The sequence below is a fragment of the Paenibacillus melissococcoides genome, assembly GCA_944800085.1.
Taxonomy (GTDB): domain Bacteria; phylum Bacillota; class Bacilli; order Paenibacillales; family Paenibacillaceae; genus Paenibacillus_B; species Paenibacillus_B melissococcoides.
The window spans coordinates 400,151-424,003 of the sequence record CALYLO010000003.1 but is presented as its reverse complement, the minus strand read 5'-3'; the positions used below and the strand labels follow the sequence as shown (position 1 = coordinate 424,003).

The 23,853-nt window shown below is 53.1% G+C and carries 21 protein-coding genes and 1 pseudogene; 6 read left to right on the top strand and 16 right to left on the bottom strand.

What is annotated here, in order from left to right; translation table 11 throughout:
* The first annotated feature begins 137 nt into the window (after nt 1-137).
* Both OCY70_RS13570 and OCY70_RS13565 read left to right on the top strand, forming a co-directional pair.
* Nucleotides 138-1,298: an acyltransferase gene (locus OCY70_RS13570; RefSeq protein WP_213427674.1), complete on the top strand. Its 1,161-nt coding sequence runs from the start codon at nt 138-140 to the stop codon at nt 1,296-1,298.
* Between the two features lie 193 nt (nt 1,299-1,491).
* Nucleotides 1,492-2,745 (top strand): polysaccharide deacetylase family protein, encoded by a 1,254-nt coding sequence (locus tag OCY70_RS13565; RefSeq protein ID WP_213427675.1) that lies wholly within the window; start codon nt 1,492-1,494, stop codon nt 2,743-2,745.
* Between the two features lie 104 nt (nt 2,746-2,849).
* On the opposite strand, the gene OCY70_RS13560 is transcribed toward OCY70_RS13565, so the two are convergent.
* From OCY70_RS13560 to mntR, 3 genes are all read right to left on the bottom strand, one after another.
* Nucleotides 2,850-3,827 carry a patatin-like phospholipase family protein gene (locus OCY70_RS13560; protein WP_213427676.1) on the bottom strand — a complete coding sequence of 326 codons (978 nt, stop codon included), beginning with the start codon at nt 3,825-3,827 and terminating at the stop codon, nt 2,850-2,852.
* A gap of 97 nt (nt 3,828-3,924) precedes the next feature.
* A complete protein-coding gene (locus OCY70_RS13555; RefSeq protein ID WP_213427677.1) occupies nt 3,925-5,538 on the bottom strand; it encodes a family 10 glycosylhydrolase in 1,614 nt (537 codons plus the stop codon).
* Between the two features lie 117 nt (nt 5,539-5,655).
* The gene (gene mntR / locus OCY70_RS13550) at nt 5,656-6,084 is read right to left on the bottom strand and encodes a transcriptional regulator MntR (RefSeq protein ID WP_006676725.1); all 429 of its coding nucleotides are present in this window, start codon (nt 6,082-6,084) and stop codon (nt 5,656-5,658) included.
* 146 nt (nt 6,085-6,230) lie between these two features.
* Between mntR and OCY70_RS13545 the strand changes: the two are divergent.
* Nucleotides 6,231-6,656: pseudogene (locus OCY70_RS13545) on the top strand (spore photoproduct lyase family protein); the annotation flags it as partial.
* A 110-nt stretch (nt 6,657-6,766) separates the two neighbouring features.
* Here the strand turns inward: OCY70_RS13545 and OCY70_RS13540 are convergent.
* From OCY70_RS13540 to OCY70_RS13485, 12 genes are all read right to left on the bottom strand, one after another.
* The gene (locus OCY70_RS13540; protein ID WP_213427678.1) at nt 6,767-7,483 is read right to left on the bottom strand and encodes a cytochrome c biogenesis CcdA family protein; all 717 of its coding nucleotides are present in this window, start codon (nt 7,481-7,483) and stop codon (nt 6,767-6,769) included.
* 79 nt (nt 7,484-7,562) lie between these two features.
* Nucleotides 7,563-8,366, bottom strand: a complete 804-nt coding sequence (locus OCY70_RS13535; RefSeq protein WP_197257810.1) for a metal ABC transporter permease — start codon at nt 8,364-8,366, stop codon at nt 7,563-7,565.
* A gap of 50 nt (nt 8,367-8,416) precedes the next feature.
* Nucleotides 8,417-9,175, bottom strand: a complete 759-nt coding sequence (locus tag OCY70_RS13530; RefSeq protein ID WP_249724874.1) for a metal ABC transporter ATP-binding protein — start codon at nt 9,173-9,175, stop codon at nt 8,417-8,419.
* A 54-nt stretch (nt 9,176-9,229) separates the two neighbouring features.
* Nucleotides 9,230-10,096 carry a metal ABC transporter solute-binding protein, Zn/Mn family gene (locus OCY70_RS13525; RefSeq protein WP_249724882.1) on the bottom strand — a complete coding sequence of 289 codons (867 nt, stop codon included), beginning with the start codon at nt 10,094-10,096 and terminating at the stop codon, nt 9,230-9,232.
* A gap of 48 nt (nt 10,097-10,144) precedes the next feature.
* Nucleotides 10,145-11,938, bottom strand: a complete 1,794-nt coding sequence (gene ltrA, locus OCY70_RS13520; RefSeq protein ID WP_261944929.1) for a group II intron reverse transcriptase/maturase — start codon at nt 11,936-11,938, stop codon at nt 10,145-10,147.
* Between the two features lie 670 nt (nt 11,939-12,608).
* Nucleotides 12,609-12,824 carry a hypothetical protein gene (locus tag OCY70_RS13515; RefSeq protein ID WP_249725562.1) on the bottom strand — a complete coding sequence of 72 codons (216 nt, stop codon included), beginning with the start codon at nt 12,822-12,824 and terminating at the stop codon, nt 12,609-12,611.
* A 217-nt stretch (nt 12,825-13,041) separates the two neighbouring features.
* Complete coding sequence (locus tag OCY70_RS13510; protein ID WP_249725561.1) at nt 13,042-13,218, bottom strand: hypothetical protein; 177 nt, start codon at nt 13,216-13,218, stop codon at nt 13,042-13,044.
* 151 nt (nt 13,219-13,369) lie between these two features.
* Nucleotides 13,370-15,373 (bottom strand): methionine--tRNA ligase, encoded by a 2,004-nt coding sequence (metG, locus tag OCY70_RS13505; protein WP_213430729.1) that lies wholly within the window; start codon nt 15,371-15,373, stop codon nt 13,370-13,372.
* Nucleotides 15,374-15,792: 419 nt separating this feature from the next.
* Entirely contained in the window at nt 15,793-16,065 is a 273-nt protein-coding gene (gene yidD, locus OCY70_RS13500) for a membrane protein insertion efficiency factor YidD (RefSeq protein ID WP_168181724.1), read from the bottom strand.
* On the bottom strand, nt 16,062-16,526 hold the full coding sequence (locus OCY70_RS13495) for a Fur family transcriptional regulator (RefSeq protein ID WP_213430728.1): 465 nt from the start codon (nt 16,524-16,526) through the stop codon (nt 16,062-16,064). The genes yidD and OCY70_RS13495 overlap by 4 nt, the downstream gene beginning before the upstream one ends.
* 33 nt (nt 16,527-16,559) lie before the next feature.
* Nucleotides 16,560-16,709, bottom strand: coding sequence for a hypothetical protein (locus OCY70_RS13490; protein ID WP_261944902.1), 150 nt, complete (start codon nt 16,707-16,709; stop codon nt 16,560-16,562).
* Between the two features lie 28 nt (nt 16,710-16,737).
* Entirely contained in the window at nt 16,738-17,718 is a 981-nt protein-coding gene (locus OCY70_RS13485) for an ABC transporter substrate-binding protein (protein WP_213430727.1), read from the bottom strand.
* 230 nt (nt 17,719-17,948) lie between these two features.
* On the opposite strand from OCY70_RS13485, the gene OCY70_RS13480 reads away from it, so the two are divergent.
* Both OCY70_RS13480 and OCY70_RS13475 read left to right on the top strand, forming a co-directional pair.
* A complete protein-coding gene (locus OCY70_RS13480; RefSeq protein WP_213430726.1) occupies nt 17,949-18,968 on the top strand; it encodes a FecCD family ABC transporter permease in 1,020 nt (339 codons plus the stop codon).
* Nucleotides 18,965-20,017: a FecCD family ABC transporter permease gene (locus OCY70_RS13475; protein ID WP_213430725.1), complete on the top strand. Its 1,053-nt coding sequence runs from the start codon at nt 18,965-18,967 to the stop codon at nt 20,015-20,017. The genes OCY70_RS13480 and OCY70_RS13475 overlap by 4 nt, the downstream gene beginning before the upstream one ends.
* Before the next feature lie 751 nt (nt 20,018-20,768).
* On the opposite strand, the gene OCY70_RS13470 is transcribed toward OCY70_RS13475, so the two are convergent.
* Complete coding sequence (locus OCY70_RS13470) at nt 20,769-22,907, bottom strand: stalk domain-containing protein (protein WP_213430724.1); 2,139 nt, start codon at nt 22,905-22,907, stop codon at nt 20,769-20,771.
* A gap of 317 nt (nt 22,908-23,224) precedes the next feature.
* Between OCY70_RS13470 and OCY70_RS13465 the strand changes: the two genes are divergently transcribed.
* Nucleotides 23,225-23,848, top strand: coding sequence for a YhbD family protein (locus OCY70_RS13465; RefSeq protein WP_213430723.1), 624 nt, complete (start codon nt 23,225-23,227; stop codon nt 23,846-23,848).
* The last annotated feature ends 5 nt before the right edge of the window (nt 23,849-23,853 follow it).

The window sequence follows — 23,853 nt, the reverse complement described above, 5'->3', positions numbered from 1 at the left end:
AAGATAATAAGGATTTCCGATCCGTTTTCATAAGATACATATTTTATAATCGTTGATAGGGAATGTTCCAGAGAACCTGATTTATGGGCCTGCTTGAACATCTTCTTATAGATATTTCGCATGGGAGGTATGACATCATGGCAACCGGACGTGAAAAGCTGTCCGAGGTGCAGCTAGTACGCGCGATGGCGATCATCGGAGTCCTGTCCGTCCACTCGACGTCATTTGCGACGCTGCAGATGAAGGATTCCAACTTTTACTGGATGTACAGCTTCATGAATATATTTATGAAGATTGGGACACCGACATTTTTATTTCTGAGCAGCTTCGTGCTGTTCTACAATTACTTTTCGAGGCCTTTGGACTCGCAGCTTATCGGCAATTTCTACAAAAAACGGCTGAAGTACATTATCATTCCGTATTGTTTATTTTCGGTATTTTACTTCGTCATCTTGCATTTTACTCATTACCGGGATCGTGCCCTGGACGAGACGCTTATCAAATTTTTCAGTCAGTTGGCAACAGGCAAGGCGTATACGCATCTATACTTCGTCTTCATCAGCATCCAATTCTATCTGCTGTTCCCGATTTGCCTGTGGCTGTTCAAGCGGAAGCCGTCTATCGTCAAGTGGAGCATTCCCATCGGACTGGCCATACAATGGGGCTTCATCCTGCTTAATAAATACGCGCTTCAGGTGCCGAACAAAGGGAGCTGGTCGCTCGCGTATATGTCCTACTTCATGTTGGGCGCCTTCCTGGGCATCTACTATCCGAAGCTGAAGAGCTGGCTCATCATCAGCCGGGAAAATGCGACCGCGCCGCGGATCATGTCCTGGATCGCCTTGTGGACGGTCGGGTTATGCGCCGGACTCGGACATGTGTACATCTGGCACACGACTCGGTTGTACGGCGCCAACTATAATTCGCTCTTGTATGAATTGATGTGGAATGTTCATACCTATACTTTCGCGATTATGGCATTTCAGATCGCGTTTCTGCTTCGGCGTCATGCTTGGCCGTGGCTCGTTAACGGAATGCATCGTCTCGGGGAAATCTCATTCGGCATTTATTTGATTCATCCGTTCTTTTTATTCGTCTATCGCAACTTCCCGCCGCATACATCGAAATCGCCGCTCTTGCATATGTGGTATGCCGGCGGATTCTTGTCGGCGCTTATCTTGTCCTGGATTACGGTCTCCCTGACGGTGCGCTTCGTGCCCCAATCCTGGGTTATCTTCGGGAGCACGCCTCCACGGAAAAAGAGCAAGCCAGGACAGGGAGTCGCCGCGAGCGGCTGACCCTGAATACTCCGTCCCGATCTGATGCGGGGCGGAGTTTTTTGGTTCCTTATTTGGTCCTTTATTAAGGGATCTTTAAGGAAGATGGTAAATATTTCGCGATCGATAAGCATTCGTTAAGCTTTGACTAACAAGATCATTAAGATCCTCCATCTACAATCTCGTTATGAGATGAACAAAGGAGGATTTATTGATGAAAGCCCGCTTATTATACCCTGTAAAAATCGCGCTTGCGCTTCTATCTTTATTCGTGGTGCTGCAAGGCTGCGGCCTGAACCGAAGCGTGAAGGAGGTTGCGTTTATGATAAATGGACAGAAGCTGGAGAAGCCCGTCTCTGTTGTCGTGGACGAAGGAACTCTGATGGTCCGGGCATCCTCCGATCAGATCTGGAAGGAATTGGGGATGTCAATCGAGGAATATTCCCCGCCGGCGTCATCTTCCGTCTACTATTCGAACCAGGTTGCCGTATTGATGTACCATCAGCTCGTCGACCAACCGGATAAGAAGAAGCCTCACCTGCTGCCCGTCGACCAATTCGAGGAGCAGATGAAGCTGCTTAAGGAACGGGGATTTCACGTCATCAGCATGGGTGAATATATTGACTTTATGACGGCAGGGTCCGCGATTCCGGATAATGCCGTGCTGCTTACCTTCGATGACGGCTACGAGACGTTCTATACGCACGCCTTTCCGATATTGCAGAAATTCGGCTACACCGCCACGAACTTCGTCATTGTCGCCAGCATAGACAACCAGACCGGCAAGCCGAAGCTGACGTGGGATCAGATGCGAGAAATGAAAAAAGCCGGCATGAGCTTCTATAGTCATACATACAACTCCCATCGCCAAGGACCGATCAACGCCAAAGGCAAGGAGAAACCGATGCTGAGCCGCCATCTGTACTTGAAGGACCGGGATCGAGTCGAGACCGACGAGGAATATATCGGCCGCATTACCAGAGACCTGGCCACTGCCGAGAAGCGGCTCCGGGAAGAGCTGGGCAACACGCGCAGCATCGTCGCCTTCCCATACGGAGCTTATAACCAAGATGTGCTACGTGTACTTAAAACGCTGAACATTGAGCTCTCCTTCACCATCAAACCGGGAATGACCGGCCGGGAAGATCGCAACGCCTTCCGCTTCAATGCGGGAACGACCAAGCAGACGCCCGAGGAGCTAATCAAGCTGCTTAGCGATGGCGGGTATGCGAAGAAAAAAAAGAAGAATGAGGTTTATGTCCAGATCAACGGCAAAAATGTCAATTTTAAAAAAAAACAGCCTCTATTAGAGGACGGGGAGATATTGATTCCGCTGCGGGAGCTGTGCCAAATGTATAGCATCGAGATCTACTGGAACGGCTCGCAAAATACCGTGTCGTTGAAAACCGATCCCGTGCCGGAGGAATCACCGGCAGATCCCGGCAGCGATGGCATCTCTTTCCCGTAACGCGTCCATTTATCAATAACCTGTCTTACGCCCGTTCGCTTCTTCCACGAATTCAAGACCTGCCCGAAATAGCGTTTCCGCATAAACCGCGGAGCGCTATTTGTCTATATTTTATGAACCTGGCTATGAAAAGCTTTGAACATCTCTTTATACTTTCCGAAATCCCAGTCTTTAAAGAACTCGATGCCCGCTTCCAGCCCGGAGGCGAACAACGCCATGCTCTGCTCCAGCGTGAGAGCGAAATCGGTCGTGCCGATGCCAAGCGTCGGAATTTTGATGGTCCGGTACTGGTTGTGCTTCTCGATATACCGCTGATCATGAGCGGACATCATCGTGCCGAAAATCGCTTGCAGCATCGACAGCAGGCCGCCGATCCGGTGCGGGTGATTCTCCTTCTTCCCTACCATCTGGAATCCGATCGTCGGAATGCAGTTATTGCCCCCGCCCGCCGCGTCCTCATCGAACAGCCATAGCGGAAAATTGCTCAATAAGCCTCCATCGACGATATACGAGAACTGTTTGTTGAATGGCTTGTTTTTGCGGACGGCCGATTGGAAGGATTGGCGGATGATGACGGGATCAAAAAAATACGGAATGCTGGTGCTCATCCGCACGGCTCGGCTGACGAGAAACCGGTTCGGATCGATTCCGTACTGCTTCATATCGTCGGGAAGCACGAGCAGCCGGCCGTTGGAAATATCCGAGGCGATGATGCGCAGCCGGCCGGGCTTGATGTCCCCGAAGGTGCGGACCCCTTTTTCCAGCAGCCGCTGATGGATCCAGTATTCAAGCCGTTCTCCGGAATACAAGCCTTTTTTCAGCAGCAGCCGCATGGCCGGTCCAATCCATTTGATTTGAAAAATCGGAGCGCGCTGCAAGAAGGAGGAGAATGGCATCTCCATCATGAACTGGCGCATCTCTTCCGCCGAGTAGCCTGCAGCGATGAGCGCGGCCACGACGGAACCCGAAGAAGTTCCGGCCACGCGATGGAAGGAAAACCCGTAGTTCTCGGCGGCCTGCACCGCTCCGGCCAACGAAATGCCTTTGACGCCGCCGCCTTCAAAAACAGCATTGATTTTCATAGAGGGAATACCCCCTTCCGGCGCATACGCGGATCGTATTACTGTTATGTATGCGCGGAAGAGGGCGGATATGATGGGTTATATAAGTGCGGTGTTGTTATTGCTCATAATATTGCTTCAGCCGCGCAGCCACATCCTTCGTGTTGTTCAGCAAATCCTTGGCGCTGAAGAAAATGCTGCCGGCCACGCTGTCATATTGCTTGTTGTAGTCCAGTTGGCGGATAAGCACGTCGGCGCTGGACCAATCCTTTTCCTTCGCGTCCGCCAGCTTGTAGGCGGCATGCCCGATATACAGATCGACGCCGGTGCCTGCCGTCTCCTTTACCCACCAGTCGACGAGCGTATCATAAGAAGCCGCTTTGTAGCCGATATGCCAATAGACTTGCGGAGCGATGTAATCGATCCAGCCGTTCTTGATCCAGGTGCGCACATCGGCGTACAGATCGTCGTAGCTGTTGTAGCCCGCCGTGGTTAACGAGCCCGTCGGATCGAGCGTCGAGTTGCGCCATACCCCGAACGGGCTGACCCCGAAGCGGATTTTCGCCTTGCTCGCCTTAATCTCCTCATTCAATTGTTGAATGAATTGATTGACATTGTTGCGCCGCCAATCGCCTTTGTTGTTGAATACTTTGTTATACGCTTTATAGGAAGCGTCGTCAAGGAAAGGCTCGGCATCCTGTCCGTACGGATAGAAGTAATCATCCAGATGGACCCCGTCGATATCGTATCCGTTCACCACTTCCATAATCGTATCGATAATGAACTGACGCGCTTCCGGCACGCCCGGATCATACATCAGCTTGCCGCCATGCTTGACGACCCAATCCGGATGCTGCTTCGCCGGGTGATCGGCGGCCAGCTTGGCGATGTCTCCCTGGACGCTGATCCGGAACGGATTGAACCAGGCATGGAACTCCATTCCCCGCCGGTGCGTCTCCTCGATCATATAAGCGAGCGGATCATAGCCCGGATCCTGCCCCTGCTTGCCCGTCAGCCATTCCGACCACGGAAGAAGCTTCGAAGGGAAGAAGGCGTCCGATGTCGGTCTCACCTGAACGAAGACCGCGTTTAACCCCATACCCTGAAGCTTGTCTAGCATATCGGAATATTGCTTCTTCTGCTGCTCCGGGTTCGCCCCTTTGCGGGGATCGGCCGGCCAGTCAATGTTATATACGGTGGAAATCCAAGTGCCTCTCAAGCCCTCGGTATGTATTTCTTCTTCCGCTCCAGCATTGCCTTGCGAACCTGTATTTCCTTGTGAGCCTGCCTCGCCCGTAAACAGGTTCACCCTTCGCTCCTGCTGATTCCAATTGACGGTCAGGCCCGTGTTCTCCCCGATGAAGCGCAGCGGCACCATCGTCCGGCTGTCCCGCATCTGCGCTCCCGCGTCCAGTTCCACCTTCTCCCCGTTGACGAGCGCCGTATCGCTGCCAATCGTGAGCTGGATGACGGTGTCATCCTTGCGGAACTCCACTTCCTGCTTGCTCTTGTCCCAGCCTACCGTCGCACCGACCGCTTCCCCGACGGCCCGGAACGGAAGCATCGTTACGTTCTTCCCCGGCACCAGATAAGGCGCCACGTCCGTGACCAGCCTCTTCTGATCGAGATAAATCGCAATGTCGTTCGCCGTTGCCTGCGCAGGCGCCGCCAATCCGCCCCCGAACAGCAGCGCCGCCATCGTTCCCGACAGGAGGCGTCTCCAGATTGTCATGAATCCTCTCTCTCCCTTGCATCTGATATTCCAGGCTTGGTCAATTATTCAAGTATTCAAGCCCTACTCTATTAGACGCGCAAAACAAAACATCTGTTTCTCTCGAAACAGATGTTTTTACGAAGATTCGTTCTCCAATTCGCCGCGCACGCCGGCGAGATCCTTGATACGCTCGGGGTCACGCTTGAAATATTCGACAAGCGCCTCGATGCACGTAATGGAATCCCAGCTCAAGTGATGCTCGATTCCTTCCACATCCGTGTAGATGTTCTCATGCTGCACGCCGATCATCTCCAGGAATTCCTCCAGCAGATGGTGGCGGTCCACAAGCCGTTTGCCGATTTTTTTGCCTTTGCTCGTCAGCACGAGCCCGCGGTATTTCTCATAGATCAGATATTGATCCTTATCCAGCTTCTGAATCATCTTCGTGACGGAAGATGGATGTACCTCCAGCCCTTCCGCAATATCCGATACACGGGCGTACCCTTTCTCATCAATCAGCTTATAAATGCGTTCCAAATAATCTTCCATGCTTGGCGTAGGCATCAAGCGTCCCTCATTTCATCCACGATCGCTAACAATATCCATAAGATAGTGTACCATGTTCATGTAAGCAAGTTCAACCATCGCAGGGAAATACGGCTTTTTTCCAAGCGGTTCCGCCTCAAAATGACGCATACTAACCGGGCAGCGGCCACTGCCATTATTGCTATCTGCAGATGACGCATGGCGCCAAGCCCTATATCCGGGTGTATGTCAACACGGATGACATATGGGCAACGGCCGTGCGCTGCATTGAGGAGCGGAAGCCGGAGATTACGCGCTTCGAAGCGTCCTGTACCTCGGATCCGCTGAGCATCGAGCATATTACCGGGAGCCTGTACGACCTGATCGAGCGGATGGCCGATCAACCCTTCGGCAAGCTCCGCTCCGTCATCGAAAAGCGCTATCCGAAGAGCAAGCTTCAGATGAATATCGCGGAGCGCAAATATAAGTGGGGCCGCTGGGGACAAGGGAAATATGTCTATCCGGATGAGCGGGCGAACCGGTTGAAGGAATTCATCACCGGGCGAATCGGCGAATACTTCCCTGCTTCCCGCGTTTTGAATTTCACGTAAGCCGGATTCCGGGCGCGAACAACAACAAACCGGGCATGCCCTCTCCATCGGGAGAAAGCATGCCCGGTTCTCTGATGGGCCGCATCCAGTTCCTTGAAAAGATGCCGCTCCTATGTAAGCCGCTTGAGCCAATCCGGCGTAATCTGCTGCAGCCAAATATTAATCTGGTTCAAATGATCCGTAAACAGCAGCACGCCCATGATGATCATTACCGCGCCGCCGAACTTCATCATGGCGTTCGAATAGCGGAGCAGTAAGCGCGCCGATCCGATGAAAAACGACAGAATGAAAAACGGCAGCCCGAAGCCGATGCAGTAGGCCGTCGTCATGACGATGCCCAGGCTCGGCTGAGAAGCCGACAAGGTGAAAATCGCGCCAAGAATTGGCCCCACGCAGGGGGACCATCCCGCCGAGAAGCCCATCCCGAACAAGAACGATCCGAGGTAGCCTCCCTTGCGCGCCACGTCGAACTTCCATTCTTTCATCAGGAGCTGCGGGCGGAAGACGCCCATAATGACAAGCCCCATCGCGATAATGATAATCGCCGACACTTGACGGACCGTATCCCGGTATTCGGCCAGGAATGATCCGAGGAAGGTCGCGCTCAACCCCAGCGTATAAAAAACGACGCTGACCCCAAGAATGAAAAACAGCGTATGCGTCATCGTCTTCCAGCGAACGACCCGCTTGTTGCGCTCTTCTTTCAATTGATTGACGGACATGCCCGTTATAATTGAAAGGAACGTGGGATACAACGGCAAGCAGCACGGGGAAATAAATGATATGACTCCTGCCCAAAAGGCAACCCAGACCGTTACATCCGACATGTTGACCGCCTCCTCCCTAGTTCGCGCGCCAGGGTGACGGAACGCCTGCATGCAGCGGAAGACCGCCATGCCGACAGACCTATACCTTTACCCCCCGGCGTATCACTAAGGTTAATATTAACATGGCAATCAATAGTAATACAATCGTCGCTCCGGGCGCCAGGTTCCACACGCCTGCCATGAGCAGCCCGGCGATGACGGCGGATTCCGACACGAGCACGGAGACGATGACCGCCCTTTTGAAGCTCTTGGCGAGGAGCAGGCTGGTCGCGACCGGAATCGTCAAGAGCGCCGATACGAGCAAGGCGCCGACGATCTTAATCGCCACGCTGATGACAAGCGCCGTCAGCACGGTCACGGCGATATTCAACCAGCGGACCGGAAGCCCGTTCACCGCGGCCGCATCCTCATCGAAGGTCAGCATGAACATTTCCTTGAAAAAAATAAGCATAAAAACAACGACAATGACCGTCACGGCTCCGACCACCGTCAGATCCGTGCCGTTCAGCGTATAGATGCTGCCGAATAAATAATTGGTCACGTTCGCGTTGAAGCTTCGTCCCAGCGTGAAAAAGAGCGAGGCCAACGCGACGCCGCCCGACATGATAACGGCTATCGACAGCTCCGCATACGTCTTATACGCCTTGCGAAGCCGCTCGATCGCCACCGCCCCCAGCAGGGCGAAGACGACACCCATCGCGAGCGGATAGATGCCCAGCAAAAATCCGAGCGCCACCCCGGCAATCGTGACATGGGCCAAGGTATCCCCGATCATGGACAGCCGGCGCAGCACGAGAAACATCCCCATCAGCGGTCCGGTAATCCCGATGAACAGACCGCCGATAAGGGCTCTCTGGAAAAATTCCGAAAATATAATATCCAATCTATACCGACCCCTTCACATCATTTGCTAGCCGCATGCCGCAGCGGCATTCAGACGATAACGCCATGCGTCAAACCCGGCTCCAGACATTCCGCCTCATGAGAGTGCTTCACATAGAAGTGGAAGTTCCCGCAGGTGCCGGCCGGCTCGTCGCCAAGCCACGAATTCACCAGGTCCAGATCGTGGGAGACCATGACGAAGGTCATCCGGTGATGCGCATGCAAATGCTGCAGCAGGCTGAAAAATTCCTTCTGCGTGCCGGCATCGATGCCGACGGTCGGTTCGTCCAAAATCATCAAGTCCGGCTTGTTCACCATCGCCCGGGCCAAAAAGACGCGCTGCTGCTGTCCCCCGGAGAGCTGCCCGATTTTTTTGTGAGCCAGATTCTCGATCCGCATCGCAGCCATCGCATCGACGCATTGGCTGATTTCTTGCTTCGACAGCCTGCGGAACATGCGTCTCCGGTTATACATCCCGGACTGCACCACCTCCATGACCGTGGCAGGGAACAGCGGATTGAACGAATTTTTTTGCGGAACATAGCCTACGCGTTCCCACTGCTTGAAGCGCTGAATCGGCGTGCCGAACAGCTTCACTTCCCCGGCGGTAGGCCGGAGCAAGCCTACCATTAAGCGCAGCAGCGTCGTCTTGCCTGCCCCGTTTGCTCCGATAACCCCGACGAAGTCCCGTTCTCTCACCGTGAAATTCACATTCTCGAAGACCTTCTGCCCTTCATAGTCAAAACCGACATGATCCAACGTTATGACCTGCCCGTGGCAGGGATCGGTTACGTGCATTGTTCTTGTCATCTCTCTTCCTTATCCTCCCGGCCGGCTCGCCGCCCGCGCCGGAATGTATCCTTCTTATTGTAACGCGAGAAGGAGATTTTGCAAGTTGCGTTCCATGAGCGTCAAATAATTATCGCCCGCCGCTTCCTGTTCCTGCGTCAAGCCTTCCAGCGGATTCAAGACGAGCGTGTCGACCTTCGCTTCCGAAGCCAGCGTCTGGGCCAGTTGATCGGATACCAGTTCCTCGAAAAATACATATTTCAATTGCTTCTCCTGCACCAGCTTCGCCAGATTCAGCAAATCCTGCGCGCGCGGCTCCGCATCCGGAGAAATGCCCATAATCGCATGCTGGCGAAGATCATAATCCCGCGCCAAGTAACCGAACGCCTGGTGCGATACGACGATATCGCGCTTCGCCACGTTTTTCAGCTTCGACGTATATTCCTCATCAATGGAAGCCAGCTTCGCTTTCAACTGCTCATAATTCTTCTCATAGTCGGCGCGATGCTCCGGATCGGCATCCACGAGCGCGTTCTTCACGTTCTCCACCATAATGAGCGCAGACTTGGGACTGATCCACGTATGCGGATCGATATCGCCATGGTCATGTCCATGATCGTCCTCATGTGCATGCTCGCCCTCGTGATGCGCTTCTTCCCCGTGCTCCTCTTCCTCTTCGCTCGCCTTTATCAGCGTGATTCCATCGCTGACCTCGATGGTCTTCACCTTCGAGCCGGCGTCCAGCCCCTTTTGGAAATCAGGCAGCCAGCCTTCGAATCCGGCTCCGTTCACGAGCAGCAGCTGCGCCTTGGAAGCATTCTGCAAATCCCGGCTCTTCGGCGTCCAGTCATGCGGCTCGACTCCCGTCGGGATCAGATTGGTCACCTGAATAGGTATAGGTAAGGCTTTGAATAGCTCGCCACCTTTTCCCCACCTCCACACCGTGCATGCGACTTTCACCGCACACGGCGTTCCATCTTGCTACTTGAATTAAACAACAGTGCCCAAGTTACTCATTTTGCGGTATTGGTTTACCTTTTTAATCATGCTGCCTGTTAGGCCAAGCATGTTTATGAGTTTCATAATCGTTTCCTGGTTTGTGGCATGAATAAGTGTATGGACATCTTGATGAAGGATCCTCAGGTTATTGTAGCTGTCATCTCCACCAAGGTAAGTTGGAAGATAATGATGACAGTGCACATCGTCTGCATAAAGGAATATACCTGTGATCTCGCATTTTCCCATGACCATACTGTACCTACTAATCCGATTATCCAAGTATTCTGCACTGCGTTGAGGATTGTCTGATTTCATTAATATAATGATTTCTGATTGTACAAATCCAACCAGTTTTCTAGTAATCCTCTTCCGCCCCTCGACAGTAAATGGAGTTATCTCTTGACTGAAGTTCAGATTGTTAGAGGTAGTTACATCTACTATCGGGTATAAGTAGACTCCATCCACCTTGAACGTGCGATAACTGGTTGAGTAAAACTTCCTATATGTCGGAGGTGGATTATCAGGATGTTCGTATTTACCAGCCCGTTTCAAACGATTATAAGTGAACTTTTTCAGGTCATAGGCAAGTCGTGAGAACTCAATGAACACATGCGTTGCTTTCCTAAAGTAATTGTGAATCCCGAGAACAAAACTATTGAATTTGTGCACATTACCGGCTGAGGGTGATTGTTGAATATGTTGAATAAGTTTCTTATATTGTATCTTAATCTGTTGTTTTTTCTTCTCAATCACACCGGTATGTGCAACTGCCTTTTTCCCCTTCATTGTAGCTTTAATTGTAAAGCCGAGAAATTCAGATTTCTGTTTCCTCAAATTCAGAATTTTTGATTTCTCAGGGGAAATGTCCAACTTAAGGCGATCTTTCAAATAAAGTTTTACGGCATGGAACCATTTTTGGGCCGTTTTCCAATCACGACAGAGGATTTTGAAGTCATCGGAGTATCTGACGATGAATCCTTCTTTAAGCTTTGACTTCTTAAGAGCATTATATTTATTCCTCTTCGTATATGCATGTTTTGTTTGGAAATTCTCCCATTGTCCAGCTACCCAAGTATCAAGATCGTGCAGTGCAATGTTAGAAAGTAAAGGGGATAAAATTCCTCCTTGTGGGGTTCCTTTTACAGGAGTACCTTCACCTTCTATTACAGCTTTTAGCATTCGACTGATAATCCGTAAAACCTTACGATCGTGTATTCCAAGATTCCATATCTGCTTTAGCAAGGTTGAATGATTAATGTTATCGAAGAATCCTTTGATATCGATGTCTACGATAAAGTGAAGTCCCCCGTTATTAATCAAAAATTGAACTCTAGCCAATGCATTATGGGTGGAGCGCAATGGTCTGAACCCATAACTATGTTTATAAAAGTGCGCCTCGGCGATTGGTTCAAGTACTTGCTTAAAGCACTGCTGTATTAGCCGATCTAGAATGCATGGAATTCCCAGTGGTCTCTTTCTCCCATTAGGTTTTGGAATAAAGACCCGTCTAACCTTTTTAGGTTGGTAATTCTTAAGTTTTGTTTTAACAAGGTTCACAAGATCGCTGTCTGTCATTGTTTTAAGATTCTCGATTGTTTTGCCATCTGTTCCTGCTGTTTTAGATCCCTTATTTGACTTGATTGTACGGTAAGCAAGAAGGATATTTTCTCTTGATGTGATTAGTTCATAGAGACGTTTGAATGTTTTTCCTTGCTTGGCCTGCTCGTGTAAGTCTGTAAAGGTATCTGTTAGATTATAGTAATCCCAATAACGCAGAGCCTGTATTGTGGCAACCCCCTTGCAGAGATTGTCCCCACATTCATACCCGACCGATACAGTTCACTTTTGGAAAGTTGTTGTCAAGTAACAAGACTCAGGGCTGTTCCTCCACTTCTATTACGGAAGTTTCATTGGTCGTGCCCCTACTCTCACAAGGGTAAATGCATTTCGGTGTAACCTTATAGCAACCGTCTTGGACGGCAGTCCATTGTTGCAACGTCCCTTGCTTTCCTTGTTCCTTCTATCCTAGCTATGCATACTGCCCTTAGGTGACTCCTTTGAACCTGCAAGCTTGATACCGCCATTGTTCGGTATAGCGTATTTCCTAACATGTAATTGTACTTTACGCCACTTGCCCCAACATTCATTGGTCAACATGTTTCCATGAGGTAGGCATTTAGATTCTTACATTCGGAGTTTCGTCAGTTCCCCTTTGAACATTCTCACCATAGGCAATTTTTCAGCCGTCCGGCATATCAGTAAGCATACCTTCCTTGATTGGTGGCTCCAGCTTCCTTCTGCCGACTTCACCTAGCTTCATACCTCATGCCCTGCCGAACAAGACGCATGTAGGAGTCTCAACGGAACAGTTTTGGAAAACATGGATTCCTCATTCCTGTTCTCGGATAGAAAGTTAGACTTTTCTTTATAAAGTCCTTGCTTTTCCTGAAGTTATTCAGTTATAGCAAAACAAGTCGCACACATGTTCCCCTCCAATCTCGCTCGCCATGAAATAGATCGGGTAGAAGCTTGTTATTACATTAACTTTGCCGTTGGCCGCTCCTTCCGCAGCCGAATCGTTATTTCCGCATGCATTGAGCAGCAGAAGAGCGCAAGCGAGCAGCAGCATCATGATGAACCGCAGCGACAGACGTCGTTTCCCAAGATTCATATTCCAACTCCCTTTCCTGTCCTTGTTCTTTCTATTTCGTAATCATTACTATTAAGATTATAGCAGGGTCCAAACACATGTCAATCCCCTCTTTACGGAAAAAAAACAGTTTCATGTTTTGACATCCCTCGACACCGATCATAAGATGATAGAGGGCCATCTGGCATCTGAATCCCGCGGTATACCTATACATTCCCGTCAGCTTGGGCGGCATGATTCAAGAAGGGAAGGATATGCTGAAGGATCCGACGCTCGGGCAGTTCATCGGCCCGTATTTGCTGGCCTTCTTCAGGAATCCCAGCTTATCGGGGCGATTGACCAGCAGCACCCGGTCTTCATCCTGCACAAGACACATCGTGTATAACCCGCATTCCACTTTTTGCAATCCTGACATATTGCCCTCCCCATTGTCCCATTGAATCATTTTCCAAGCTGTCTTCAACTATACCACAAACAAACGTTCGCGCGTGTAAGCACAAAAATGTCGTTCAAATTGATTTCCAATCTGAACGACATTTTGCATGCGATTCGTATCGTCAGTTAACCTACTTGACGACCGCTCCGTTCGGCATGCTGTCCGGCACGGTAGCGACCGTAAGCTGGCCGTCCTTGGACGCGGCCAAAATCATGCCTTGCGACAAGACGCCCCGCAGCTTGACCGGCTTCAGATTCGCGACCACAATCACTTTGCGGCCGATCAGCTCCTCCGGCTTGTAATACTGCGCGATGCCGGAGACGACTTGGCGCTGCTCGTAGCCGAGATCAAGCTCCAATCGAAGCAATTTGTCCGCTTTCGGCACCGGCTCGCAATGCGTCACTTGGCCAACGCGCAGCTCAACCTTGCCGAAATCGTCGATATTGATCTCTTCCTTGGCGTCGGCCGGCGGACCTGCCGCAGGCTCCGCTTCCGCCGGTGCGGACGCTGGAGGCGCAGGCGTATCGGCCGGAGCGGACGCGGCTGCTCCGCCGCTCATGCTCTCCGCGATAAATGCCGCCTCTGCGGCAGCCTCCAGGCGCGGGAAGATCGGCGCGGCCTTGACGACGCGCGTGCCTTCCGGAATGACGCCGAACGTGCGGGCCGCATCCCAGTCGGCGCATGACTCCGGCTTCAGTCCGAGCTGCTCCCAGATCAGCGCAGGCGCCTTCGTCAAGAACGGCTGCAGCAGAGTCGAAGCGACGCGCAGGCTCTCCGCCAGATGCGTCATCACCGAGGCCAGCTCGTCACGACGCGCCTCGTCCTTCGCGAGCGACCATGGCTGCGTCTCGTCGATATATTTGTTCGTGCGGCTGATGAACTGCCAGATTGCGCTGAGCGCGACGGAGAATTCCATCTTCTCCATGGCGGCTTCCACCTTATCCACCGTCTGGCCTGCCATCGAAGCCAATTCGCCGTCGAACGGAGTCACCTGCCCCTGGAACGCGGGAATGATACCGTCGAAATATTTTTCGATCATCGCCACCGTGCGGTTCAGCAAGTTGCCCAAATCATTCGCCAGATCGTAATTGATGCGCTCCACGAAGCCCTCCGGCGTAAATGTGCCGTCGGAACCGAATGGCACCTCGCGCAGCAAATAGTAGCGCAGCGCGTCCAGGCCATAGCGGTCGATCAGCATGACCGGATCGACGACATTGCCTTTCGATTTGGACATTTTGCCGTCCTTCATCAGCAGCCAGCCGTGCCCGAACACCTTCTTCGGCAGCGGGAGTCCGAGGGCCATCAGCATAATCGGCCAATATATCGTGTGGAAGCGGATAATCTCCTTCCCGACCAGATGCACATCGGCCGGCCAAAACTTCTCGTACAGCTCCGAATTGTCGGAGCCGTAGCCGAGCGCCGTAATGTAGTTCGTCAATGCATCGATCCAGACGTAGACGACATGCTTCGGATCGCCGGCTACCTTGATTCCCCAGTCGAACGACGTGCGGGAGACCGCCAGATCCTCAAGGCCCGGCTTGATGAAGTTATTGATCATCTCGTTCTTGCGCGATTCCGGCTGAATGAAGTCCGGATGCTCTTCATAGTAAGCCAGCAGTTGATCGACATACTTGCTCATGCGGAAGAAATAGCTTTCCTCCTTCACGAGCTCCACCGGACGTCCGCAGTCCGGACAGTTGCCGTTGTTCAATTGTCGCTCGGTGAAGAACGCCTCGCACGGCGTACAGTACCAGCCTTCATAGGTTCCCTTGTAAATGTCGCCTTGCTGAACCAACTGATCGAAAATTTGCTGGACGACCTTCTTGTGCCGTTCCTCGGTCGTGCGGATGAAGTCGTCGTAGGAGATATCCAGCTTCTTCCACAGCTCTTTAATTCCGACGACGATATCATCCACGAATTGCTGCGGCGTCTTCCCTGCTTCCGCCGCCTTGCGCTCAATCTTTTGCCCATGCTCGTCCGTTCCCGTCAAATAGCGGACATCGAAGCCGCGAAGCCGCTTGTAGCGGGCCATCGCATCGCCGGCTACCGTCGTATACGCATGCCCGATATGGAGCTTGTCGCTCGGGTAATAGATCGGAGTCGTGATGTAAAAGGTTTTGTTATTGTTGGCCATCATGCCCATCCTCCTTCATATTCGCTTGCAGCCGCTGGGAGTGAACCCCGGAATGCACGCAAAAAAGCTCTCATCCTCTTGGGACGAGAGCTGAACTCACGCGGTACCACCCAAATTCCTGCCGCCTTCCCTTCCTCTTCCGCAGGGCAGCGGCGACAGCTTCTTTGCGGCCGATTCAACCGGCCTGGAACATTCGTTAACGGGAATGAGCCGCCGCAGGCTTGCCTTCTCTCGCCATTCACGCACAGAAGCTCGCAAGCGGTTCCTCCGGGACCATATTCGGAAGGGTTCACATACCGGTTCGCAGCAATCCCGGCTCTCTGCGATGCTCATCGCTTCCTACTTATCCTTTCATCGGATGATATATGCAATATTGTCTCCAGCTTATCTCCAAATATATCCCAGCCCTCCGCCACATGTCAAGAGCGCTTGAGCGGAACCGGATCGTAGCCGCCCGGATGGAACGGATGGCAGCGGCCGATCCGCTTGATCGCGAGCCAGCTCCCCTTGATCGGACCGTGAACCTCGAGCGCTTCCAGCGCATAAGCCGAACAGGTCGGGTAGAAGCGGCATGTCGGAGGCTTCAACGGGGAGATGAATTTGCGGTAAAATCTCACCGGCCCCTGCAGCGTCCGCACCGCCCGCGACGGGCGTGAAGCGGTCTGCCGGCCCGCATCTTCGGGCGAGCTCATGGCCGGGCACCGTCCTTGTCCGCGCCGGTTCCCGCTTCGGAGCCGCCGGCATGCGAACAGGCTTCGCAATAGCCGAAAACTTCGAATTTATGCTTCACGACCTGGAACTTATCCGGCACATCGGTCAGCGGCATCGGACAAAAATGTATCGGGTACGTCTTCTCGCACTGCAGGCAGATCATATGATGATGGTGGTGCGACTCCGCGCAATGAACCCGGAACTTGACTCCGTCCTCGAAGACGATCTGCTCCAGCACGCCCAGCTCATGCATGACGCGGAGATTGCGGTAGACCGTATCGAAGCTTAGCCCCGAATACCGCTTCCCCATAAACTCATAGACATCCTTCGGTGTCAGGAAGCCGTCCGTATCGGCGAATAATTTGGCTAGCGTGCGACGCTGTTCCGTAATCCGCAGTCCCTGCGCCGCCATTTTGTCCAATATTTGATCTGTGGTCAGCATCGGTGTCCCTCCCGTAGATTCCGAACCTCTCCTCTAATAATGAGCTATTGTCCTTCCGTAGTCAAACCTTCTCCCCGCCAACCGCTGCCCAGTTAATCCCCCGCTCATCCAGTCGGTCACCCCGCTGCCACTCTGCCGATGCCACTCAGCATAAGAGGCTGCCCCTGCCATGCCTTCCGGCATGGGGGACAGCCTCCTTAACGTGATGCGATTATTTCTCTAAATGATACTGCTTGTACAAATCATCGAGCATCAGGTTCGCTGCGCGCACGCCGCCGGCCGTATTCCAGATGGCGTCATCGACGCGGAAGACCTGGTTGTTCTTCACCACGTTCAGGTTTTGCCACAGCTTGTCCTTCGTCCATTCTTCCTCCAGCTTCGACGCTTCCTGGTTCCCTGTCTCATAGACGAAGTAGAACATCATGTCGCCGTCCATTTCCGGTATCCGTTCCTTGGAGACGTCATCCGCGAAGGCGTCTTTTTGCTGGGCCGCCGGACGCTTGATGCCGATCTGATCGAAAATAATGCCGGAGAACGTCTGCTTATAATAAATGCGCACCTTGCCTGGCATGAATCGGACAATCGAGACTTCCTTGTTGAGCTGATCGCCGGCCTTTGCCCGGAAATCTTCAACCCGCTTGTCGAAGTTCTGAATCAATTGCTCGCCCTCCGCCTTCTTGTTGACCGCATCGGCCCACAGCAGCAGATTCTCCTTCCATTCCCCGCGCAATGTCTCGGAAAAGACCGTTGGGGCAATATCGCTTAGCTGCTGGTAGAGCGCTTCGTGACGCATTTTCGTTCCGAGAATAAGATCCGGCTGCAGACTCAGAATCGCCTCCAGATTCGGTTGGCCTTCCTCACCGAGATCGACGACGCCTTCCATGTCCGCTTTATTATGATCATACCAAGGTTCTCCCGTCCAGGACTTCACGGCTCCGACCGGCTTGATGCCGAGCTCGAGCAGCGCTTCCGTCCCTTCGTTCGTCAGCACGACGACGCGCTTCGGTTGCGTCGGAACGTTCGATGTCCCCATCGCATGCTTGACGGCCCGGGTCTGAGCCTCGCCATCTCCTTCCGCTTTCCCGGCGCCTTCCGTCGAACCGCCTGCCCCGCCATTCGAATTACCGCCGCAGGCCGACAGCACCAGACCAATCACCAGCACGAGAGACAGCAATGATGTCCACTTCTTCATTCGAGTATTTGCCCCTTTCACATCACCAGAGCCATCAATCGGCTCTTCCTTAGAATCATTCCAAACATTAAAAAAAAGTTCAAAAATAGATATAAATTTATTGTTGCAATTGAATCGGCCAGTCCTGATAATGATTATCAGTCGCCGAACAAGCTAATCGTATAGAATGTGCTGCGATTTGTCAACAATTGATTTTTATATCATTTACGTTAAAGAAAGGAATACGCCGCATGAGAACTTCTTGGCTATCATCCTCGTCCGCCAAATGGATTGGCTGCAGCGTTGGCATCTTTGTCCTGCTCGGATGCGTCTGGGCGAGCATCGTATACGGCGTATTCGATACGAAGCTTCATCACGTATGGGAAGCGCTAACCGATTATCAGCAGTATGCGGGAAGCAATGAGCATATCGTTATCCGCGAAGTCCGGATTCCGCGGGCGCTCATTGCCGCAGCGGTCGGAGCCAGCCTCGGCATCTCCGGCGTCATTCTCCAATCGCTGACGAAGAACCCGCTTGCCGATGCCGGGATTTTTGGAATCAACGCGAGCAGTTCCCTGTTTGTCGTGATCGGATTCATCTTTTTCCAGTTGAACTCGCTGCAATCCTTCACTTGGCTCGCGTTAGCCGGCGCCTGCGCCGGCTGCCTGCTCGTCTTCCTGCTCGGTTCGTCGGGCGGAAGACAGATTCATCCGATTCGCATGACGCTCGCAGGCTCCGCCATCGCCGCGCTCAGCAGCTCGCTGACCAACGGCCTGCTTATCTCCAATCATCGGGCCTTGGAGGAAGTCCTGTTCTGGATTGCCGGCTCGGTCGAAGGCAGGAAGCTGGAGGTGCTGATTGACGTGCTCCCGTACATGGCCATCGCCTGGATCGGAGCCTGGGTGCTGGCCAAGCCGATGGATACGCTGAACCTCGGCGATGATGTCGCCGTCAGCCTCGGGCTGAAGGTCCCCTATATCAAGTGGGGCATGGGACTGCTCATCGTCATGCTTGCCGGATCTTCGGTCGCCGTTGCGGGACCGATCGGATTCCTCGGTCTCGTCGTCCCGCATATCGCCCGCAGTCTGGTCGGCATCGGCATGCGCTGGCTCGTCGTCTACAGCGGCTTGATCGGCGCGATCGTGCTTCTGCTTGCAGATATCGGCGCCCGCTTCATCGCCGAACCGAAGGAGATTCCTATCGGCGTCATGACCGCGATCATCGGGGTACCGTTCTTTGTATACGCCGCACGCAAGGGGGTTAGAGGATGAGACAGAATGGCACCCAACGGCAATTTCGCTCCCGCTCGGGCCGCGTCTCCTTCCTGATCGAACGGAAGGGATGGTTTGCGCTGGCCCTGCTCTTCCTGCTGCTGCTCATATGCATGGTAGTAAGCGCCGGCATCGGCACGCTGCGCATCGCTCCGCTCGATGCGCTCCTGGCCTCCTTCGGCTACGGCGAGCCCGTCCATGTGATGACCGTGCAGAAGCTGCGCATGCCGCGCATCGTGACGGGCGCCTTCGTCGGCGCTTCATTGGCCGCCTCCGGCGCCATCATGCAGGGGCTAATCCGCAATCCGCTCGCATCGCCGGATATCATCGGCATTACGGGCGGGGCATCGGTCGCCGCCACGGCGCTGCTGACACTGGCTCCGTCAGCCAGCATCGCCTGGCTGCCTCCGACAGCATTCGTTGGCGCGGCGCTCATGACCTTCATCGTCTACGGTCTCGCCTGGAAGCAGGGCGTGAAGCCGGCGACGCTCGTCCTAATCGGGGTCGGCGTCGGCGCCGCCGCACAGGCGGTCAACACGATGCTGGTCGTCATGAGCCCGATGTACGTGACCGCGAAGGCCTACAATTGGCTGCTCGGCAGTGTATACGGCGCCGGCTGGCCGCAAGCCAAGCAAATCTTGATCTGGTTCGCCGTCACCGGGGTGATCGCCTTCATCCTGTCGCGGCGCATCAACCTGCTCCAGCTCGGGGACGATGTCGCCCAAGCCGCCGGCAGCAGCGTGCAGCGCGACCGCTTCCTTCTGCTGGGCACCGCGGCCGTCCTTGCCGGGGCCGGAGTGGCCATCGGCGGCCCTATCGGCTTCATCGCTCTGATGGCGCCGCATATCGCCCGCCGCTTCGCCGGCGTGACCTATGGCCTGCTCATACCAATGAGCGCGCTTGTCGGCGCCATCCTGATCGTCATCGCCGATACGGCCGCCCGCACCATGATGAGTCCGCTCGATATCCCGGTCGGCGTCTTCACCGCCGCCATCGGGGCTCCCTTCTTCATCATCTTGCTGCTCCGGCGGAAGCGGAGCGACGGCTAGCCCCTCAACTGTAACGGATGGCCCGCCTGCGCGGGCCACCGAAGCCGGGGCACAAGGTCGCATATCGGACGGATACATCTCTTACTGCCGCTTACGTTCGCTACCCTCTTGACGCAGACTGGACTATTCATTTTCTGGCTCTTATGCTCGTTATCCCCGTCACGCAGGTTGGACAAGTCACTTTCTGCCTCTTATGCTCGTTATCCCCGTCACCCAGGTTGGACACGTCTCTTTCTGACTCTTATGCTCGCTCTCCCCGTCGCGCAGGTTTAGTAAGTTCTCGGTTAGCTAGTGTGCCAAAGTTCTCGGTGGGGATTCATTGTTAAATAAAATGAGCACGGAACATCAGTTGTGAGACCTGATTCGTTGGGATATTGGCTGTAAGGAGTCAGCGCGGGACATTAGCCCTGCCACCTGAGGCGGTGGGATATTGGTCATAAGGAGTCAGCGGAACATCACTCCTGACACCTGACCCGCGGGGATATTGGCTGTAAGGAGTTAGCGCGGGACATTAGCCCTGCCACCTGAGGCGGTGGGATATTGGTCATAAGGATCAGCGGAACATCACTCCTGACACCTGACCCGCAGGGATATTGGCTGTAAGGAGTGCACGGGATATCAGCCGTGACACCTGAGCCGCGGGGATATTGGCTATAAGGAGTCAAGGGCCCGTCGAGTTACGCCAAAAAGAGAGGGCACCGCGGGGGTACCCTCTCTCAATCAAGCGTTGTGATAAGTTAAGAATGATGGCTTATTCTGCTGGTTTTTCTTTTGGCAGTGGGATGAATAGCAGATTGACCGGCATATTGCTGCCCGCAGCCGGGGTGAACAGGATCTCTACCGTCTCCTCGTAAGCTCCGGTCCGGTAGACGACGCTGGCTTCGCTCGTACTGCTCAATCTTCCGTTATTCGGGGTCGTCACGGTCTGTCCGTTCACAAACAAGCCCCCGGAGTATGAGCCGCCGCGAGAGTTGAAGGCGATCAGTGTGTGCGGCGCCACATTTTCCAGCTTGACGCGGTACAATACGCCGTAGTTGCCGGCGTTCACTTGGTTCTCATAGGTCATCATATCCGAACCTTCAATGTACGTGTCATTTGTCTTGTCGGCAAATACGAGACGGGACGCAACTTCCCCTACCCGCTCGCCAATCGTGAATACGCGATCCGCATTGTTGAACGTACCCCGGATATGCTTGCCGTCAGGCTCAAGCTCCTTCAGCTTGTTCAGTTCCTTCATAATATCCTTCGAATCTTCCAGGGCCACGACCGAATATTCCAGCGTGTTGTCGCCGAAGAAATCGGCATACATCGTATAGACATCCCCTGGTCTCATCGCGCGCTCGTTCAATTCCGGTATCAGCACCCGGGTCTCATTCGGCTGGAGCACAAGCTCATTGATTTCTCCCGTCTGCTCGAACGATTCCATATATCGAACCGATGCGAGCTTCCCGGTCTGCTGCGGATACGGATTCGGTCCAGCTTGGCCGTAATGCTCCACATAGACGGTGGCCGGATCATCGGATATGTTCTTCGCCAGCACATAGAGCTTCATCTTCTTGTCGGTTCCATTCTTGTGATGGAGGAAAATACGGGCGCCGCCTGCAACGCGATCTTTGTACACGATTCCTTCCTCAAGCACGGTCTCCGGGGAATTCGTGCGGTACAGTGTCCGTCGCTCTTCCTTCACTTCCGGCTGAAGCAGCTTCATGTCCAATACGGAACGTGCGCCAAGCGGGAATATTTCCCCGTACGGAGTGTAGAGCAGGTTGAACTCATCGAAGGTGTACAGTGTTTCGTCGGAGATCATGATGGTCTGGGAATACTCATCCGTCAGCCCGAACTCATTTGTAACCTTGAGCGTAATCGTCTGTGGACCCGGTTGAAAAAACGCCGGCTCGTTGTTGGTCCATACCCGTTCCGTGATGGAATCCTCTTTATCCGTACTCAAGTCTTCGTAACGGATATATTCCCCCATTTTGTAGGTCGTCTTAGGCGTCTGGAAGTTCGCCTTCGGCGGTTCCTTCGCCGGCTGGACCGTAATATTGACAGAGTAAGGTTCGCTTATGTTGCCGCGCTCGTCGACGACACGAAGCGTGATGGTGTAAACCCCCGGCTCATCATAATACTCCTGAAGCCCTTCCCATTGCTCATCGACTATCTTCAACCCGGTTGGACTCGTCGATTCATTCTTGACCGTCACGCGGGTCTGCGTCGCGAAAATTTCCTCTTCATTTACGCTGAATTTGGCAATCGGTTGCGTGTTCAACTGAATCACGATTCGCTTGTTCTTGCTGTCCCATGTATATGGATAGCCAAAGGCCTGCATTGCGGACGTGACCGGCACCATTAACGTGTTTTTGACAATATAGGATTCCCCGCTCATCTTCGTCGGGGAACCGTTCACCCGGTATTGATCGCTGCCCGCTTTATAGCGCAGTTCCTTGTCTCCGTTCGTAATAATCGTTTCCTTGGTCTTATTGTCGAATCGGGTCTGCAATCCGAACCGATCCACCAAGGACCGGAGAGCTATATAAGAAACGCCCTTTTTGACGGTAATCGGCTGTGGGGAAGTGTATTTGACGCCGTTATGATACATCACATTGCTGTTCGCCATCAGGATGAGCTCATCCTTGCCGGCTGTGCCGGCTGTTGGATCGGGGGTAACCGTTTCCGGCTCCGTCATGTCCGGGTCCGCTGTATCGGGATTGTCCGCGCTTCCATCTCCGTCCGGCTCTTCACTTGTAATGTCGCCTTGCTGTGGGAATTCGACGGCTGCTTCCGTTCCTCCTGCCACGCTGCCGTCTCCTTCTGCCGCTGCCATGACGGGAACCATCGTGATAAGTTGTATTGCTGCCAAGCAAGTAACAAATAGCTTTTTCCAAGATTTCATTTCTGTGTGTTCTCCTCACCCATCGTAATCATTGTGCTCATAGAATCCTGACCATTGTATTGAACATAGTCTTAGACGCAAAAGATTACAAAAAGTTTCTATTTTCGTAACCCTTTTCAGAGAGAGTGAAGCATAGAGAAGGATTCAGGTGATTAACGAAGAAAAAGGGCGAAATAGAAACCAGGTAAACGATAATTCATCATTTGATCTCCCAAACGGGGCAGCAGGCGAACCTCAGGATTGCACTCTAAATAAAACAGTGTTACGATATCAACGTAACACTGTTACATCAATAATAAAGGAGGCTTCCGCTTGGCGTGGACGAACAATTGATTTCAAAAAAAGAATTGCTCGATCTGACCGGCATCTCTTATGGGCAGCTATACCGGTGGAAGCGCAAAAATCTGATACCGGAAGCGTGGTTTATCCGGAAGTCTACCCACACCGGCCAAGAGACTTTTTTTCCAAGAGAGAAAATATTGGAGCGAATCGATAAAATCATCAATATGAAAGAGGATTTGTCGCTCGATGAATTGGCGGACATGTTCTCGCCTCATGTCGCCAGCACTGCATTCAGCCGGTCCGAGATTATCGGCCGCGGTCTCGTGTCGCCGATGGCGCTTCAAGTGTACACCGAGCAAATGGGCGATGCCGAAGCTTTCTCATTCGAAAAGCTGCTGCATATTTATGTGCTCGATCGGCTGCTCCAATCCGGCGATATGAGCCTGGAGGAAGGCCTGCTGCTGCTTCAACTGCTGGTGGATCATTATGACAAGTTCGAGGGGAAGGATTGCGATCTTGTACTGATCCGCAAGATGGGCATCAGCACGCTGCTGCTCGTCTCCAGCCCGGAAGAAATCTTCGTCGACGGCGGCACGAAGCTCGTAATCCGCCTGTCGCTTGCAAGCTGCCTGCAAGAATTGAAACTCAAACTTACGTAATGGGA